Below are 17,074 nucleotides of genomic sequence, written 5' to 3' on the forward strand. Positions count from 1 at the left end.
AGTGAGTAACAGGCCTAAACCTGAGATTGTGGAAGCTAAGCTTCCGATTTGAATGTCTTCATTGCAGAAGACGATTCTCCATAGAAAGGAGGTGATCCAGCCGCACCTTCCGATACGGCTACCTTGTTACGACTTCACCCCAATCATCTACCCCACCTTCGGCGGCTGGCTCCCTTGCGGGTTACCCCACCGACTTCGGGTGTTGTAAACTCTCGTGGTGTGACGGGCGGTGTGTACAAGACCCGGGAACGTATTCACCGCGGCATGCTGATCCGCGATTACTAGCAATTCCGACTTCATGCAGGCGAGTTGCAGCCTGCAATCCGAACTGAGACCGGCTTTGATGGGATTGGCTCCACCTCGCGGCTTCGCTTCCCGTTGTACCGGCCATTGTAGTACGTGTGTAGCCCAGGTCATAAGGGGCATGATGATTTGACGTCATCCCCACCTTCCTCCGGTTTGTCACCGGCAGTCACTCTAGAGTGCCCAGCATTACCTGCTGGCAACTAAAGTTAAGGGTTGCGCTCGTTGCGGGACTTAACCCAACATCTCACGACACGAGCTGACGACAACCATGCACCACCTGTCTCCTCTGTCCCGAAGGCCGCTGCTATCTCTAGCAGATTCAGAGGGATGTCAAGACCTGGTAAGGTTCTTCGCGTTGCTTCGAATTAAACCACATACTCCACTGCTTGTGCGGGTCCCCGTCAATTCCTTTGAGTTTCAGTCTTGCGACCGTACTCCCCAGGCGGAGTGCTTACTGTGTTAACTTCGGCACCAAGGGTATCGAAACCCCTAACACCTAGCACTCATCGTTTACGGCGTGGACTACCAGGGTATCTAATCCTGTTTGCTCCCCACGCTTTCGCGCCTCAGCGTCAGTTACAGCCCAGAAAGTCGCCTTCGCCACTGGTGTTCCTCCACATATCTACGCATTTCACCGCTACACGTGGAATTCCACTTTCCTCTTCTGTACTCAAGCCACCCAGTTTCCAGTGCGACCTCAGGTTGAGCCCAAGGTTTAAACACCAGACTTAAATAGCCGCCTGCGCGCGCTTTACGCCCAATAATTCCGGACAACGCTTGCCCCCTACGTATTACCGCGGCTGCTGGCACGTAGTTAGCCGGGGCTTTCTTCTCAGGTACCGTCACTCCGGTAGCAGTTACTCTACCGGACGTTCTTCCCTGGCAACAGAGCTTTACGATCCGAAAACCTTCATCACTCACGCGGCGTTGCTCCGTCAGGCTTTCGCCCATTGCGGAAGATTCCCTACTGCTGCCTCCCGTAGGAGTCTGGGCCGTGTCTCAGTCCCAGTGTGGCCGTTCACCCTCTCAGGTCGGCTACGCATCGTCGCCTTGGTGGGCCGTTACCCCACCAACTAGCTAATGCGCCGCAGGCCCATCCCTCAGTGACAGATTGCTCCGTCTTTCATTCTTCTCTCAGGAGAAAAAAGAAATTATCCGGTATTAGCTACCGTTTCCGGTAGTTATCCCAGTCTGAAGGGCAGGTTGCCTACGTGTTACTCACCCGTCCGCCGCTAAGTTATTTTGAAAGCAAGCTTTCAAAATAACTCCGCTCGACTTGCATGTATTAGGCACGCCGCCAGCGTTCGTCCTGAGCCAGGATCAAACTCTCCAATTAGTATTGAAAAGAGCGATATGCTCATTTTGAAACATCTGACGAGAAAATTAATTCTCTAATTTTGGATATCACTTGCGTGATTTCCTACTCACTCGTTGTTCAGTTTTCAAAGATCAAGTTCTCGTTGGCGCCGTTTAATGTCTCAGCAGCAACTCTTATACTATATCATGTTCGGCTATTTAATGTCAAGCTCTTTTTTCAATTTCTTTTTCGAGCTCGGCATGTGTATTTCTTGGCCGGACTTAGAATATATCATGTATAGAGATTCATTGCAAGCTTTATTTTAAAAAAACTAAACACATACTTTTCCGCAATTGTATCGCAACCGCATTCCCCTTTTCCGCGTCTATCTATTCAACATCAAAGTCCCCTTCATACATAGGTATCAACTCCATTATTTTTGGCAAAGAGGTGATTCATATAAAGACCTTGCATGATCTCTAGCTTCCCTCTAAAAGGAGGTTGGAGAATCAATGAGCAGAAGTGTGAAAAAGCAACCCGTGTGCAGCGACCAACAGAAACACGGTTCCTCATGGGCTAAAAAGCAAGCCAATAAAGCCGTCCGCCGCTCCCCTGGCGACATCCCTAAAGGGAAATGGTATCAGAAACTGTATAACAGCTGGAACATTTGCGACTACAGCTTTTACCAAACTAAACAGCAGGCGATTCATGAATGGGAAACAAACAACTGGATCCAGATGAGATTTCCCTCCCGCCAAGAGGCCATTCAAGATTGGCACAAGTCTTATAGAAGAAAGTAAATCAAAAGATGCCCCGGCAGGGAAGCGCCGGGGCATCTTTTTACCTAGAAGCTTAATTTCGCACCTACAGTTACAATCTCAGATGGACCTATCTCTAAGTGGTGAACCGAAGACGTTGCTCCTTGTAAAGCAGGGTTAAGCTGCTCTAAGATATTGCTTTTAAATAAATACTCTTGAGGACTGTTCACTTTCAGTTGCAGTTGTGTCTGCTGAGCGGACATATTGTACCAACGCAAAAACAAGTCGCCTGAAGTTCCGTTCATTTTCATGGATGAGAAGGCCATGTTGTCTCCTTCCCAAACCAATGGGGTATATCCAGATTTCAACTTCCCGCTATGCAGGCCGGTCTGACATACCGTCCAAGGGATCTGGAATTGATAGGCCTCTGTAAATGCCCGCTGTTCACTTCCCTCACCAGAATGAGGAATCAGCTCCAGTTGTGCTGTATATTCACCCAGGCACTGAGCTTCCGGAGTTGGGAACCAACCCCAATCCCCCAATTCCCCTACGCTGCGTAGCAGGGTGACGGCAATAGTATTGCGTCCATCCCGCAGAACCTCATATTCGTTCAATCCCTGGTTGGCTACCGTAAGTCCTACATCGCCATTGCTGACATCCACAAAGGATTGCTGATGTTGAGTGTTGCTCGGATTTGCCCATTCTGGTGCCGGATTATTGTCCCTCGTAGCCACTTCGAACATAGAATCTACACGATGCACATCGGTAGACAGATCGGTAGGGAACAGCATTCGCACCCGGTGATCCTTGGCTTGGTTATTAATTGTGGATTCAATATGCACACCTTTGCCTTCCCGCTCCAGCGAAACGACGGTACGAAGCTTCAAAACCACCGTATTTACACTCCGCTGCGCTTTACGCTCAGGATAATACACAAGTGCACGCTGTTCCGCCTCCAAGGTGTCATCCGCCGAAGCCGGAATCTCCCAGTCTATTCGGATCTCAATGGCCGCACGGAAGGGAGAGTCTTCAATCACCTTAATGACTCCAGGCTGGCCTTTGGTCGTCAGCGCTTGTTCACCTTCTGGCTGCTTGTACATGTATTCATTGCCTACGTCTCCGGTATTCTCGTAAATCCCCAACTCACGATAAGTGGTACCGCTATGCTTATCCAATAACGTAAATGAACCATCCTCAGCAACAACTACCTTGAGAGATGCATTCTCCAAGCTGCGCTCTCCTTCTATTAAAGAGCTTCCCTGAGCGGATTCCGTAGTTGATTGTACCCAAGCGTAAGTACAGAGTCCAAGTGCAGGCACATTGCGGGCTTCAAAAGTAAGTCTCACCTTGCGGCACATATACGGCTGGCGGAATTGGTCATCAGGCAGATCATAACCAAAGCTTAAACCTAGATCTTCCACTGTAGACGCTAATTCCTCCCCTGTGTGATCGACGAGAATCCGGCCGGACAAATCAACAGCCAACATTCTGCGGGCGGTCTCATCCAACGGATAACCCTCGCGCAGATATAACCGTTCAGCATCCAGCTCTATAGTCACCGTTCCCGTACGCTTCCACCCCGTGGTATTCATCACTACAAAAGGAACTGCATCTTCCCCGTAGGCGGAAAAGCCCGAAGTCTCCACTTGATCTGCGATAAACTTAGCACTGTCATCTATGATGCTTTCGGCAACATGCCGGCTTTTATCAAAACGCGTTACCATCTCACGATGCACTTCATCCACACTACAACCACAGATACTGTCATGCGGATGGTTCTGCATCAGCGTCTTCCAGGCATAGGTGAATAGATGATGTGGGTAGTCCTGTCCGGACAGGCGGGCGATGGAGGCCAGCGGCTCGGCTACTTTTTCCAATAGAGTCTGGCCCAGCTGGTTCATCTGCTTCAAATAAACCCGGGCTGAGGCTGTGTTCACCAAGGTGCCCCATCCGTCTGTACGCTGGCTGCGCAGTTCCCCGGTAACGGTGGAGAGCTCCCGCTGACCCGAAGATAATTGCTGATCCAAGTCTTGCAGATAGTCCGGGAAATTCGAATGCACGAACTTCACTTCAGGGTATAGCTTTTCGGCGGTGCGGATAGCTTCCGGCAAATCCAATTGCAGAGGCTGGTGGTCGCACCCGTTCATGAACAATAACTCCCCCGTTGAAGCAAACTTCTCTGCATCCGCAAGCTTACGGTCCCAGAATTCCCGGGCCGCACCTTCCTCTACAGGAACTTCATTGCCGTTAGAATACCAGTTGGCAAATAGGATACCGAGAATTTTGGATCCATCCGGTCCTTCCCAGATCAGCTCGGAGAAAGAGGACTCATAACCCGCATCCGATACAGTGTTGTTAAATCCCGTAGGCTTCACCCCGCGTCCAAAAAAAGCATTCGTAATCCCTGACTGCAACATCAGCTGCGGAGTCTGCCCGACCAAGCCAAAGGTATCGGGAAAATAACCGATTTTGGAAGGCTCGCCGTATTTCTCGGCATCCTGATGGCCGATCTGCATATTCCGCACATTTGCCTCACCGCTCGTCAGGAACGCATCCTGCAAAATGTACCAAGGTCCGATCAAGATTCGCCCATCCCGGATATACTGCTCCAGCTTCTCTTTGTTCTCTGGCCGAACCTGAAGATAATCCTCCAGAATAATGGTTTGCCCATCGAGGTAAAAACTGCGGAAGGCGGAATCTCCGTCCAGCTTGGCAAGCAGTGCATCCACCAGCTGAACCAGACGGACGTGGTGTTTCTCATAGGGCAAATACCATTCACGGTCCCAGTGAGTATGGGACACGATATGGGCTGTTTTGGTTGTTGTGTGGGTCATCTGTGTGTACACCTCAGTTCTTCAGCATTTATTAAGCGTAATGTTAACCTCTTCAGGTCTATAGACAGCTACCAGCTTGCCCGCTGAATCAGCTGCAAACAACACCGAACGTTCCTTCTCCAGTAAAAATGAGTAATGAGCTCCAGTTGCAGGATCTTTTACTTCAAGTTCGGCATCCCAGGCGTATTCAGATACGAAGATATACAATGAACCTTCTGCAAAAGCAAGCTTTCGCCCGTACACACCTGGCAGGTCTCCACCGCTGATCCATTCCAGCTCGGTTTCGATACCTGCGGCTTGTGCAGCATATTGGTAGAGCGCGGCGATTGGCTCGTCGCGGTCATTCAGTTCTAAAGGTAGCGGGCACCAGATCAGGCGACCTGTGCCAATCTGGCGTTCGATGAGGTGATCACCTACACCTCCTGAGCTAGACGAATCAACATCTGCATTTGCTGGCGTTTCTTTGACTAGCTCCGCGATTCGCTTCTGTCCGTAGGACACGGCAAACTTGCGTCCGTTCAATAGAAGCTGCTCCTCACGGCGCATGTTGCCAAGTTTACGGACTCCTACTATTGCGTCCATACGATCCGAAGGCTGCCAGTATGCATCTACACCCAATGCTCCAGTAATGAGCAGAACGGCACCTGTACGCTCCACTATGTCCAGCAAGTGCTGAAGGGCGTCATTATCCAGATTGTGCACACTCGGCAGGAGAATCAACTTAGCCGGCTCTGCCTCCAGCGGAGCCAGATCGTATTCCGATACGGCGCGGAAAGGCAAATGAAGCTGATAAGATAAGATCCGTGTCAGGCGGGTAGTCGCATCATAGGTAAGCTTCCGGTTCGAGAAGTCATTAGAGTAAGGGAAAACCACGGAAATCTCTTCCAGCTTCCGCCCGTCAAATAACCCCCCCGCTTCGCCGATGAACCGCCCAAAATCATAAGACACATCCGCTTCCGGCTTCTCAGTCCCATCGGCCCGCAGCGCACCGATCTGCGATTCATTGGCATTATCCATATAAAAGTTCGTGTTCCAGATCCATTGCACAGCCCCGGCACCTCCAGAAGCAAACGCATAGGCATATTTGCGCTCCAGCATGGCCCGCAATTCTTCCTCACTGCGTTTAGCCCGTCCGTCTGGCGTCTCCACATACATGATGCCGGTCTCCTGGATGAGGTTCGGTTTGTGATGGGTTTTGGCAAAAATCCCATCCCAAAGCAGATTGTCATTCAACCACCAGCTGTGAACAGTGGTGTAATCGACATCGCGCTCATAAAAGAACGGCGATGGCCGCTGGGCACCCAAAGCCTCATCCTGCCCTACAGTCACTAAATGATCTGGGCAGAGTTCCTTGATAGTGCCGCTAAGCTCCCTTGCCCATACGTTGTGCATGTCCATGGAGAACAGGCAGTAGTCGAGCCAACGCGTGCCGCGCTTCCCAGAATGAATATCCTGCACACTGAAGTTAATCTCTTCTTGCTCAGGAGGTTGTGCAGCCGCAAAATCCGGCAATTCCAGCGGCGTCATATTCCAGCGCTCTTGCAGCGAAGTTATATCACCATGGCGTTCTTCCAGCCAAGCAGAGAAAGCAGCGCGTTCATATTTATCTCGCGCCGAGCTCGGTCCGTCCGAGAAAATCCGCGGCGGATCAAACATTGACGGTTCATTGATCAAATCCCAATCGACATGGGTTGTCGTGCGATGCCGGGCGACGATGGAGCGGATGAACCGTTTTTGCGCTTCTACACTGCGCGGATCGAGATAAGGATTCGTCCCTTCCCAAGTCTCCGGCGTAAAGGAGAAGAACGTAAAGGTAACCTGCAGCTCATGCCGCTTCGCAGTCAGTAGAAAAGCATCAATCGCCCGCAGCACTTCTTCCGAGGCATGGCCGTCTACCTGCATAATATTGCGGTAGGCTGTCCAGATGCCGGTACGAATCCAGTTGATGCCTGCCTTCCGCATCTGTGCCATATCCCGATCCCAGACATCAGCATTTGGCAGGAATAGAAACTTCCGCGCTACGTCAGAGGTCATATAAGTCATGCCGACAACAGGTAAAGGCTGACCGTCTTTGATAAAATAATCTCTTCCAGCCTTAATCGCTTCCCCCTGCGATAACAAGCCCACGTCATATCCCCAGAAGCCTTGACGCAACATCCGCACTTCGCCTTCTTCAGATACAGCATGGCAAGAAAGATGATACAGGCCAGGTTGAATTTCTACAGCAAGCGGTACACGCAGGAAGTTCAGCTCGCGACTGACCTCAAGCTTGCACTCGTGAGTGAAACATGGGATAGACTCCCCGTCTTTGCTCAGAGTGATGTTCAGGGTCCACTGCGCTGATGTCGGTGACGATTGGCTGCGGCTTAGCCGCTGGCCCTGCATAAACAGCAGCGGCCGCTCGCCTTCTTCATAAGAAGCATAGTTAGGCTTCAGCCACAGCTCTGTTACACCCCGAGCGGCAAAAGTTGCCCAGCGGGTTAATGCTTCCGTGCCGCCTTGATTCCAGAAGTCAGGCGTAAGCGGTTGGCCGATGAAGATCCAGCGGCCACCGGCAAAAGGCCCGCCGATATGCTCCCACAGCACAGCTGGAGCTGAAACTTCCCGCCCGGCGGCGGTAATGCCCTTAAGCAGCGGATAAATCCGCGTGTCCATAGGTCCACTGGAACCCATCTGCTCCGGCAGGTCACTGCTTTTAGTGACATGCGGCACCAGGTTCCAGGTATCCGTCAGAGCCAGCAGCTGCTCATCACCTACGAAGAGCGGAATGTCTCTAAGCGCAACATGCTGCTGTATGCGATCTGCGCTGCTCACACGCAGCGCTTCATGGATATGCAGCTGGCGGTGATAGGCAGTCTGCTCAGCTTCGATCCGCCACTCTTCAGCGACTAGGCGGACTGGATGCTTAAACGGGGCACCCCCAATGCTGATCAAGCTGCCGCCTCTGCTCAAATAAGCGACGATGGAAGGCCAAGCCTCCTTCGGGAAGTATGGAGCATGGAAGCTAACGAAGCAGTCCCCGGCCTTGGCGCTGTCCAGCGTTTCGGCCAGCTGTTCTGCATGAACAGGAGAGTCAGTATGATGTAATCCTATGGACTGTGCCTGTTCTGTGGTCAGTCCGCCCGCTGCGGTATACCCGGGAAAAGACGGGTCCGCGAACAGGATGATACGGCCCCCGCTCACAGAATACCTTCCTTCATCGCCCGATAGACAAGCTGCGAAAATAAGCTGTTAGACCATGCAAACCAGCTGCGGGTAAATACACTAGGATCATTTACATGGAAACCTTCATGCATATATCCGGTTCCGGCATCCGTACTTTCCAGCATCGCAATCAGTTCCAGCTTCTCTTCGGCAGTCTGAGCCGTAATGCCCTGCATGGACAACGCCATGTGCCAGATATAGTTCTCCGGAGTGTGCGGACTGCCGATCCCTTTGGCAGCTGTGCCTTCGTAATAGAACGGATTTTCTTTGCTCAATGCGAAACGTCTGGTGTTCTGGTAGATGGGATCATCCAACGAAGCGTAACCCAGATACGGAATGGAGATCAGTCCGGGCGTTCCCGCATCATCCATCAGGCAGTAATTGCCGAAGCCATCGGTCTCATAAGCATAAATCGGACCAAACTCCGGATGGCGATAAATGCCGTAGAGTTTGATGCCATGATCCACTTCAAATTCCAACTCTTTAAGTTCAGCCAGGAAGTCTAGGTCGCGGAAGACCCACTCCGCGAATTCCTGCATCTGGCGCAGCGCGACAACAGCGAACATATTGCCAGGAATGTTGTAGTGGAAATCACAGGCATCATCGCTGGACCGGAAGCCCGACCAGATCATTCCGGTATAGTTCACCGGCATGCCGAGACCGCTATTGCGCAGAGAATCTTCCGGAATGCCGTTATTGCGGCTGAACCGGTACGGAGACTGCTCGAAATGCCGCTGCTCTCTTTTGAACAAATCGAAGATCTGGCGCATGGCCGACTTGAACCCCGCGTCGAAGAAATCAGTCAGACCCGTCTCTTTCCAGTAGGTATAGGCGAGGCGTACGACAAAACATAACGAATCAATCTCAAATTTACGCTCCCACACCCATGGCGACATCTCGGTCACATCCGTAGTGTTCCAGTGCCAGTCATTGGCCGACTCATTAAATGCATTGGCGTAAGGATCGATATGAATATACTGAATATGGCGTTTGATAAGACCTCCGATAATGCGCTGGAGATCGGGATCGTTTTTGGCCAGAGGCACGTATTGAATTACCTGCTCCACTGAATCACGCAGCCAGGAGGCCGGAATATCGCCGGTAATCACAAAGGTGGTTCCGTCATCCAGCAGTTTAGTCGTCGTCTCCAGCGTATTCGGAAAACAATTCTTGAACAGCTGCAACAGCTTCGGGCGATGTGCCAGCTTCTCCTCTGCTTCGGCAAGCACTTCTTGTACAGCCTGCGGCAGCGGTAGCTGGGGCATTGCTATTTTGGGTAATCGGAATTGTTCCAAGTGAGTTATGCTCCTTTGCATCTGTGATGTGATTATTTAACTTCTGATGTAGATTGTTTTGATCTCGTAAGGGGCAAAGTGAAGTTCCAGTTCACCGCCAGCCGTGTGTTCGATCAGTTCCAGCTGCTCTTCCAGAGCATTGGACAGGTAGACGCTCTGAACCGGATGCTGCCATTTGAGCTGAACCCGCTCGCGGCCTCCCGAGGATTCGTAGAAACGCAGAACAGTCCCCTGCCCATCCTCGGATGGCTTGATCGTATCCAGCACCACATGCTCACCGGAGAATCCGATAAATGAGCCCGTTGGCGGCAACTGCCCCTGTGTTGATGAAGCGGCAAAAGTATACAGCTCATGATTTAGCTCTGCTGCACGGCGAACAGTATGAGCCTCCCGCCAATCCCCACGGTGCGGATATAGCGAATAGGTGAAGTCATGCTCGCCGAGATCCGCAGTAGCATCCGGCCATTTCGGCGCGCGCAGGAGCGACAAACGAATGGTGCTGCCTTGGATGTCATAGCCGTATTTGCAATCATTCAGCAGACTGACACCATATCCACGTTCGGATACATCGGCAAAACGGTGCCCGCAAACCTCATATTGCGCCTGCTCCCAGCTGGTGTTGCGGTGGGTCGGACGTTCCAGCGCACCAAAAGGTATCTCGTAAGTCGCTTTATCCGCCACAACATCAATCGGAAACCCTACCTTAAGCAGCTTATGGGCTTCGTTCCAGCTTACATGCGTCTGGAAATCAATCCGGGGATTATGGTGATGTAGAATCATATCCTGAGTAATCTCGGATTGGCCCAGCTTCCAGCGGAAGCGCAAAATATCCTGCAACGCACCAGTGCGGATCACTGCCTTTTCTATAAGTTCAGCCTCCCCGGCGGGTTGGGCTTCATAACGGTTGTCAATGTCCCAGGCATCCCAAAGCGTAGGACGGTCGTGGAAAAAGTGGAAGCGATTCGCCGGCTCACCGGATTTTACGATCTCCCGGTTTCCTTTTTTATCAAAAAGACTGGTGATTTCTCCCCGCTCGTTAAAGGTACTACGATAATAGTCCGTCTCCCAACGGTCGCCGAAGGGAACAGCTCCTACAGCTGTTTGATTATGTTCAGCAGCGGCAGATTCTGCATGACTTTCATCGGATGTGTTCTGAGACAGATCACGAATCCAGATCGTTTTGTAGCCAAAGGCTGGAATCTCCGGAACGAGAACCGAGACACCAGAAACTGCTGCCTCCTCCGTCAGGACATCTGCTTCCAGCAGTACGTTATCCTCGCCATACACCGCAAAGTTTCCGCAGGCGGCTCCTTCTTCGCTGAGAGCAAGTTCGACCACGGCATCACGCGTCCAACCCAAACTATTAAAAACAATGTAAGGTGTGCCCTCGCCTGATGTGTTAATGTTCCCCGCCAATGCCGCAAGCCCCGGCTGAAGCGCAACACGACCAAGCTCAAACACCTCTGCGTATTCCTTCTCCGAGGTCTCGTAAGCTTCGGTAATCGCCGAGCCCGGAATAATATCATGGAACTGGTTCAACAAAATCAGCTTCCAGCCCTGATGCAGCTGCCCGGCAACTACGGCGCGTTGCTCTGTGTCCAGCTGCGGCGAAGCTAGTGTCTGCCACAGCTCCGCTTCACGGTACAACACTTCCGCCTTGCGGTTGTTCCGCTTGTTGCGGCCGTGCGTAGTGTAGGTGCCGCGGTGCAGCTCCAGATACAGATCGCCCCGCCACTGCGGCAGCTGCGGCTGACTGTGCGTAATGCCCGCGAAAAAATCCGCGGCATTACTGTATTTGCTTTCCGGCTGGCCGACCATTAGCTCGGCACGCTGGATATATTCCAGCATCTCGCGCGTGACCCCGCCGCCGCCGTCACCATGCCCATAGAGCAGCATCTGCTCGTTATGTTTATCTTTTTCGCGGAAGGACTGATAGTGTTCATGCACATCTTTGGGCAGCGTATTCTCATTAACCCCGTGATTCAGATAAGACAACATTGGTGTGCCGTCAATGCCGACCCAATGGAACAGATCGTAAGGGAAGACATTAGTGTCATTCCAGCCCAGCTTGGTGGTCATAAAATATTTGATTCCACCATGCTGCAGAATCTGCGGCAGAGAGGCGCAGTAGCCGAAGGTATCCGGCAGCCACTCAATCTGCGAGGTGCGCCCGAACTCTTCCAGATAAAAGCGTTGGCCATACAGCATTTGCCGCATCAGCGATTCTCCGCTCGGAATGTTCAGATCCGGTTCGATCCACATTCCACCGACCAGTTCCCAGCGTCCTTCACGGATGCGCGTCTTGACCTTCTCATAGAGTACCGGGTCATTGTCTTTCAAATATTCGAACAGCAGCGGCTGGCTCTGCGCATATTGATAGTCAGGATATTCGTCCATCAGGGCATTCACCGTCGAGAACGTCCGGCTAGTCTTGCGCACGGTCTCGCGCGCAGGCCACAGCCAAGCAATATCGATATGGGACTGGCCCACCATGTGGATTGTTCCTTCGGCATGACCGCCGATCTCCCCGACTCTGCCCCGCAGCTTCTGCTCGATTCGCGTAATCTCACCACCATCGCGGATCTCCTGCGTGGTAAGGCCAACGAATTCATCCATCGCCACATACAAAGCTTCCAGCATCCGGTTACGGCGCTGGTCCTGCTCAGGCAGCAGAATTGCCGAATCGCGAATCACTACTGCCGTGTACATTAGACTCTGCACAGGTCTGTTCACCAGCACCAGCTGGCTGTGGATCAGCCGAATCGGCGGCTGGATCACCGCCTGTTGATTTAATGGGTCCACCGGCTCGGGGACCGGATCGAAGAGTTCGATTTCCAGTTCCAACGGACGGCCAGAAGTATCACCTGTCAGGGTCACAAAGGTATGATTGCGGTCGAGTCCTTGCCGCGATTCACCGTTCACCCGCAGCAGCCCTTCCCCACCTGAAGCAAAAATCAGTCCGATGTGGCCCGGCAGCCAGTTAGCCGGAATCTCCAAAGTACGGCGGAAGAAATAGGTCGTTCCTTGCACACTCGGGAAGAGATCATAATTGCTGGCGTCCTTGTAAGGCTGCAGCTTGTCATACTGTCCCGGCAATTGATACACCGAGGACATAATCTCCCAATCGCGCAATTCCTCCACCTCTAACCATTGCTGCTCGGAGAGCTCGCGGATGAAGCGTTTAATGCGTTCCATGTCTTTACCCCCTCACCGTCAAATCGGTGCTCAGTGTATCATTTACATGCTTACCCACCAGCACTTTAAAGGCTCCTGGCTCTACAACAGGTCTTAAATCCGGTCCGATATATTGCAATTGCTCCGGTCCTACCGTGAACAACACGGTTTGCTTCTCACCCGGAGCCAACTTGATTTTGTCAAAAGCCTTCAATTCCCTGGCGGGACGGGTGACCTTACTGGCGACATCGGAAATGTACAGTTGCACCACCTCTGCGCCCTCACGGTCTCCTGTATTCTGAACGTCCACGGAAACTGTAGCCGTCTCCCCAGCCGTAATTACTTCTGGTTCTACCTTTAAGCCGGAGTACGTAAATTCGGTGTAGCTAAGCCCGAAGCCGAACGGATACTGAGGCTGGGAATCGGCCTCCAGATATCTTTTGCCACGGGAACGTTTGCCGTTGTAATAGACCGGGAGCTGGCCCACATGCTTCGGCACAGATACAGTCAGCTTCCCGGAAGGGTTCACATCGCCGAACAGGATATCCGCAACAGCGTGTCCGCCTTCTTGGCCTGGATACCAGGCTTCCAGAATGGCATGTGCATGCTCGTCAATCCAAGGCTCGCTCACCGGACGGCCGTTAATATAAACGACGATCACAGGTTTGCCGAGCTGATGAACCTGCTGGATCAGTTCCAGCTGCACTCCCGACAGGGTCAACGACACCCGGTCAATGCCTTCGCCGCAGTCCATATCATTCCAGGCATTCTCCGTCACCTTGGACGCGCCTGTCTTGAGATCGATACTGCCTTCCCCGAAATCGCGTGCACTGGAGCCGCCGACGACCATAACAACGGTATCGGCCTGCTCTGCACAAGCGAGCGCGGCTTCAAAACCTTCGCGCGAATCGCCTTTGATCCGGCATCCCGGTGCATAGAGCACCCGCTCCGGCTCTGCAGCCAGCTTGCTGCGGATGCCGCTGAGCACGGTCGCTACCTTAGCCGGAGGCTGTGGCGAGGTGTAATCGCCGAGCTGGTTGTACCCGGCATCGGCGTTAGGGCCAATGACGGCGATCGTGCCGGCCGTCTTGGATAATGGCAGCACACCTGCTTCATTTTTCAGCAGGATGATGCTCTCGCCCGCCACTTGCCGGGCCAGCTCTTGATGCGCCTTACTGCCGATGACGCGTTCAGCCGCATCAGGATCAGCATATGGCTGCTCGAACAGGCCCAGCCTGAATTTGAGCGTCAGCACACGGCGGACCGCACGATCCAGCAGTGCCGGGTCCAGCTTGCCATCACGGACGGCAGCCACCAGGTATTTGCCGTACATTTCCCCGGACATCTCCATGTCGATGCCGGCTTCCATTGACTGCACTGCTGCATCCATGCCATCTTCAGCTACATCATGGCCAGAGGCCAGCATCTCTATAGCTCCGCAATCGGTAATGATTAGACCCTCAAACCCCCATGCTTCGCGGAGTATATCCTCTAGTAGTTCTGTATTTGTCGTGCAAGGCACGCCGTCTATTTCGTTATAAGCAGGCATAATGGAGACTGCACCCGCTTCGACCGCTTTTTTGAAGGGCAGCAGATCCACTTCCAGCAGTTCACGCCAGCCCATGTGCACAGGCCCGGCATTCCGGCCGCCTTCTGAGCTGCCGTATCCCACAAAATGCTTCAGCGTAGCCCCCACGCTGCCGCCGCTCTGCAAGGATTCCCCCTGCAGACCTTCAACGGCCGCAACCGCCATCTCGCTGATCAGGTAAGCGTCCTCGCCGAAGCACTCCTCGGTGCGGCCCCAGCGGGGATCACGCACCACATCCAGCACCGGCGAATACGTAACCGCGCCGCCCTGACTGCGTGTCTCCAGCGCTACGGCGCGGCAGACCTCACGATACAGCTCCACATTCCAGGAGCTGCCGAGCGACAGGGGCACCGGGAATACGGTGGCCCCGATCGCCATGTGACCATGCGAGCATTCCTCGCCGATCAATACCGGAATGCCCAGCCGCGAATGCTCCAGCACATACCGCTGGAGCGTATTCACCGCTTCCGCGCCTTCACGCGGAGACAGGCCAGTGGCCAGCGTCACACCGGTCCACGGGTCAGCGCGTAACATCCCGTAAAGCGAGCCCACGCCGCCCCCCGCAACCTTCTCCTTGAAGCTTTCTGTCAAGGTCATCTTACCTTCTCTATGTTCATAGGCCTGCCAGCCAAAAGGCTGAATCAGCTGGCCGGCCTTCTCTTCCAAAGTCATCAGTCCGAGCAGATGCTCCGCCCGTTCTTCAGCAGGTAAATTCGGGTTTGTATAACTCATTCTTTAACAGCCCCTACAGTAAGACCTTGAATGAAATAACGCTGGAAGAACGGATAAGCAAAAATAATCGGCCCTGTCGCCAGCACCACCATCGCCATCCGCGATGTATCCTGCGGCATGGAGCGAAGAGCTTCCAGACTGAGCGAACTGTTCTGGGAGTTCTGCAAAATAAACTGCATACTGGTCTCGATCCGCATCAGCATCGATTGCAGCGGGACTAAATTCGGGTTGTCGATGTACAGCAGCGCATTGAACCAGTCATTCCAATAGCCGAGGGTGCTGAACAAGGCAATCGTAGCCAGACCGGGCAGTGATAAAGGCAACACCAATTTCAGGAAGATACGGAACTCGCCCGCCCCGTCGATTTTGCCGGATTCGATTATGGCATCAGGCACACTCGTGCTGTAGAAGGTGCGCAGAATCATAATGTAAAAAGCATTCACCGCCAGCGGCAAAATCAGCGCCCAGATCGTATCCTTCAGGCTTAGAAACTGCGTAACGATAATATAAGTCGGCACAAGTCCACCGTTGAACAGCATGGTAAAAAACGCGAAGAAAGAGAAGAAATTGCGGTAACGGAAGCTTTTCCGGGAAATGGCATACGCATAAAATGCGATAAACAAAAGGCTGATGATCGTCCCGATCACCGTAACAAAAATCGTCACACCATAGGAACGCAGCAGCATATCTCCGGATTCAAACACATAGCGGTATGCGCCGAGACTCCATTTTGCCGGAATCAGCTTATAGCCATCCCGCGCCAGTGCCACCTCATCGGTAAAGGAGATGATCACGACGAACAGAAACGGAAACACGCACAGAAACGCAAAGATGCCGGCTATCAGATTAAAAGTGATATTCCAGGGCGTTGAGAGATGGTGGAAATCACGTTCTTTTTTAGTCTTAGTAATGGAAGACATATGGCCCACTCCTTTCATGAGGTTCTAGAACAAAGCGCTATCCTTGTTGTATTTGCGGACAATATAGTTGGAGGTCATCACTAGCGTAAAGCCGACAACCGATTGATACAGACCTGCGGCAGTGCTCATACCAATCTCACCTGTTGTTTTGAGCCCTTGATAGACATAGGTATCAATAACATTCGTGACACTGTAGAGCGTACCGGAATTACGAGGCACCTGATAAAAGAGACCGAAGTCGGCGTAGAAGATTTTACCGATGGCCAGCAGGGTCATGATCGTAATAATTGGACTCAGCAACGGCAGTGTAATATTGCGAATCTGTTGGAACTTACTAGCTCCGTCGATCATCGCCGCTTCATACAGCGACTTGTCGATCCCCATAATAGCTGCGAGATAAACTACGCTGTTGTAACCAACCGCTTTCCACAGATAGACTAAGATCAGGATGAACGGCCAATAGGCTTTTTCCGAATACCACTGAATTGACTCTGCGCCAAAAAAGCCCATGATCTGGTTCAGCATCCCACGTTCGGAGCTCAGGAAACTAAATGCAAAATAGCCGACCACGACCCATGACAGGAAGTAGGGCAGGAACATGCCGGTCTGATACACTTTGGCCAGCTTCTTGTTCACAATCTCGGACAGCACAATCGCCATCAGAACCGACAAGATCAAGCCAAGCAGGATAAACGCTCCATTGTAGAGCAAGGTGTTGCGGGTAATGATGTACGCGTCATTGGTGGTAAACAAAAACTTGAAGTTGTCTAACCCCACCCATTTGCTGTTGATAATACTCGCCCAGAAGCCGTCGCGGCTAAAGCGGTATTCCTTGAAAGCAATAATCGTTCCTATCATCGGCAGGTAAGAGAAAAAGAGAAACCAAAGCGCACCTGGTAAAACCATGAGCAGCATAATCTTGTTATTCATAATATTTTTTATAAATCCGCTGATTGTCTTCACACT

General features: G+C 52.3%; 8 protein-coding genes and 1 rRNA gene. 1 reads left to right on the forward strand and 8 read right to left on the reverse strand.

Translation table 11 applies throughout. The features are described from left to right. Positions 1 to 84: 84 nt before the first annotated feature. Positions 85 to 1,642: ribosomal RNA gene (locus NST45_RS23195) — 16S ribosomal RNA — on the reverse strand. Between the two features lie 473 nt (positions 1,643 to 2,115). Here NST45_RS23195 and NST45_RS23200 point away from each other — a divergent pair. Next, the gene (locus NST45_RS23200; protein WP_036684938.1) at positions 2,116 to 2,403 is read left to right on the forward strand and encodes a hypothetical protein; all 288 of its coding nucleotides are present in this window, start codon (positions 2,116 to 2,118) and stop codon (positions 2,401 to 2,403) included. Positions 2,404 to 2,447: 44 nt separating this feature from the next. Here NST45_RS23200 and NST45_RS23205 read toward each other — a convergent pair whose 3' ends face one another. From NST45_RS23205 to NST45_RS23235, 7 genes are read right to left on the reverse strand one after another with little or no spacing between them, the layout of a single operon-like run. After that, the gene (locus NST45_RS23205; protein WP_076215512.1) at positions 2,448 to 5,195 is read right to left on the reverse strand and encodes an alpha-mannosidase; all 2,748 of its coding nucleotides are present in this window, start codon (positions 5,193 to 5,195) and stop codon (positions 2,448 to 2,450) included. A 21-nt stretch (positions 5,196 to 5,216) separates the two neighbouring features. Further along, positions 5,217 to 8,378: a beta-galactosidase gene (locus tag NST45_RS23210; RefSeq protein WP_256721523.1), complete on the reverse strand. Its 3,162-nt coding sequence runs from the start codon at positions 8,376 to 8,378 to the stop codon at positions 5,217 to 5,219. Beyond that, positions 8,375 to 9,694: a glycoside hydrolase family 125 protein gene (locus NST45_RS23215; protein WP_076215504.1), complete on the reverse strand. Its 1,320-nt coding sequence runs from the start codon at positions 9,692 to 9,694 to the stop codon at positions 8,375 to 8,377. Before NST45_RS23215 ends, NST45_RS23210 begins: the two co-directional genes overlap by 4 nt. Positions 9,695 to 9,730: 36 nt before the next feature. Beyond that, positions 9,731 to 12,889 carry an alpha-mannosidase gene (locus tag NST45_RS23220; RefSeq protein ID WP_076215501.1) on the reverse strand — a complete coding sequence of 1,053 codons (3,159 nt, stop codon included), beginning with the start codon at positions 12,887 to 12,889 and terminating at the stop codon, positions 9,731 to 9,733. Between the two features lie 4 nt (positions 12,890 to 12,893). Continuing rightward, positions 12,894 to 15,188: a glycoside hydrolase family 3 N-terminal domain-containing protein gene (locus tag NST45_RS23225; RefSeq protein WP_076215494.1), complete on the reverse strand. Its 2,295-nt coding sequence runs from the start codon at positions 15,186 to 15,188 to the stop codon at positions 12,894 to 12,896. Continuing rightward, on the reverse strand, positions 15,185 to 16,108 hold the full coding sequence (locus tag NST45_RS23230; RefSeq protein ID WP_036684927.1) for a carbohydrate ABC transporter permease: 924 nt from the start codon (positions 16,106 to 16,108) through the stop codon (positions 15,185 to 15,187). The genes NST45_RS23225 and NST45_RS23230 overlap by 4 nt, the downstream gene beginning before the upstream one ends. 24 nt (positions 16,109 to 16,132) lie before the next feature. Then, entirely contained in the window at positions 16,133 to 17,062 is a 930-nt protein-coding gene (locus NST45_RS23235) for an ABC transporter permease subunit (protein WP_036684959.1), read from the reverse strand. Between the last annotated feature and the right edge of the window lie 12 nt (positions 17,063 to 17,074).

Origin of the sequence: Paenibacillus sp. FSL R7-0163 (genome assembly GCF_037969975.1) — a bacterium.
Lineage (GTDB): Bacteria > Bacillota > Bacilli > Paenibacillales > Paenibacillaceae > Paenibacillus_AQ > Paenibacillus_AQ odorifer.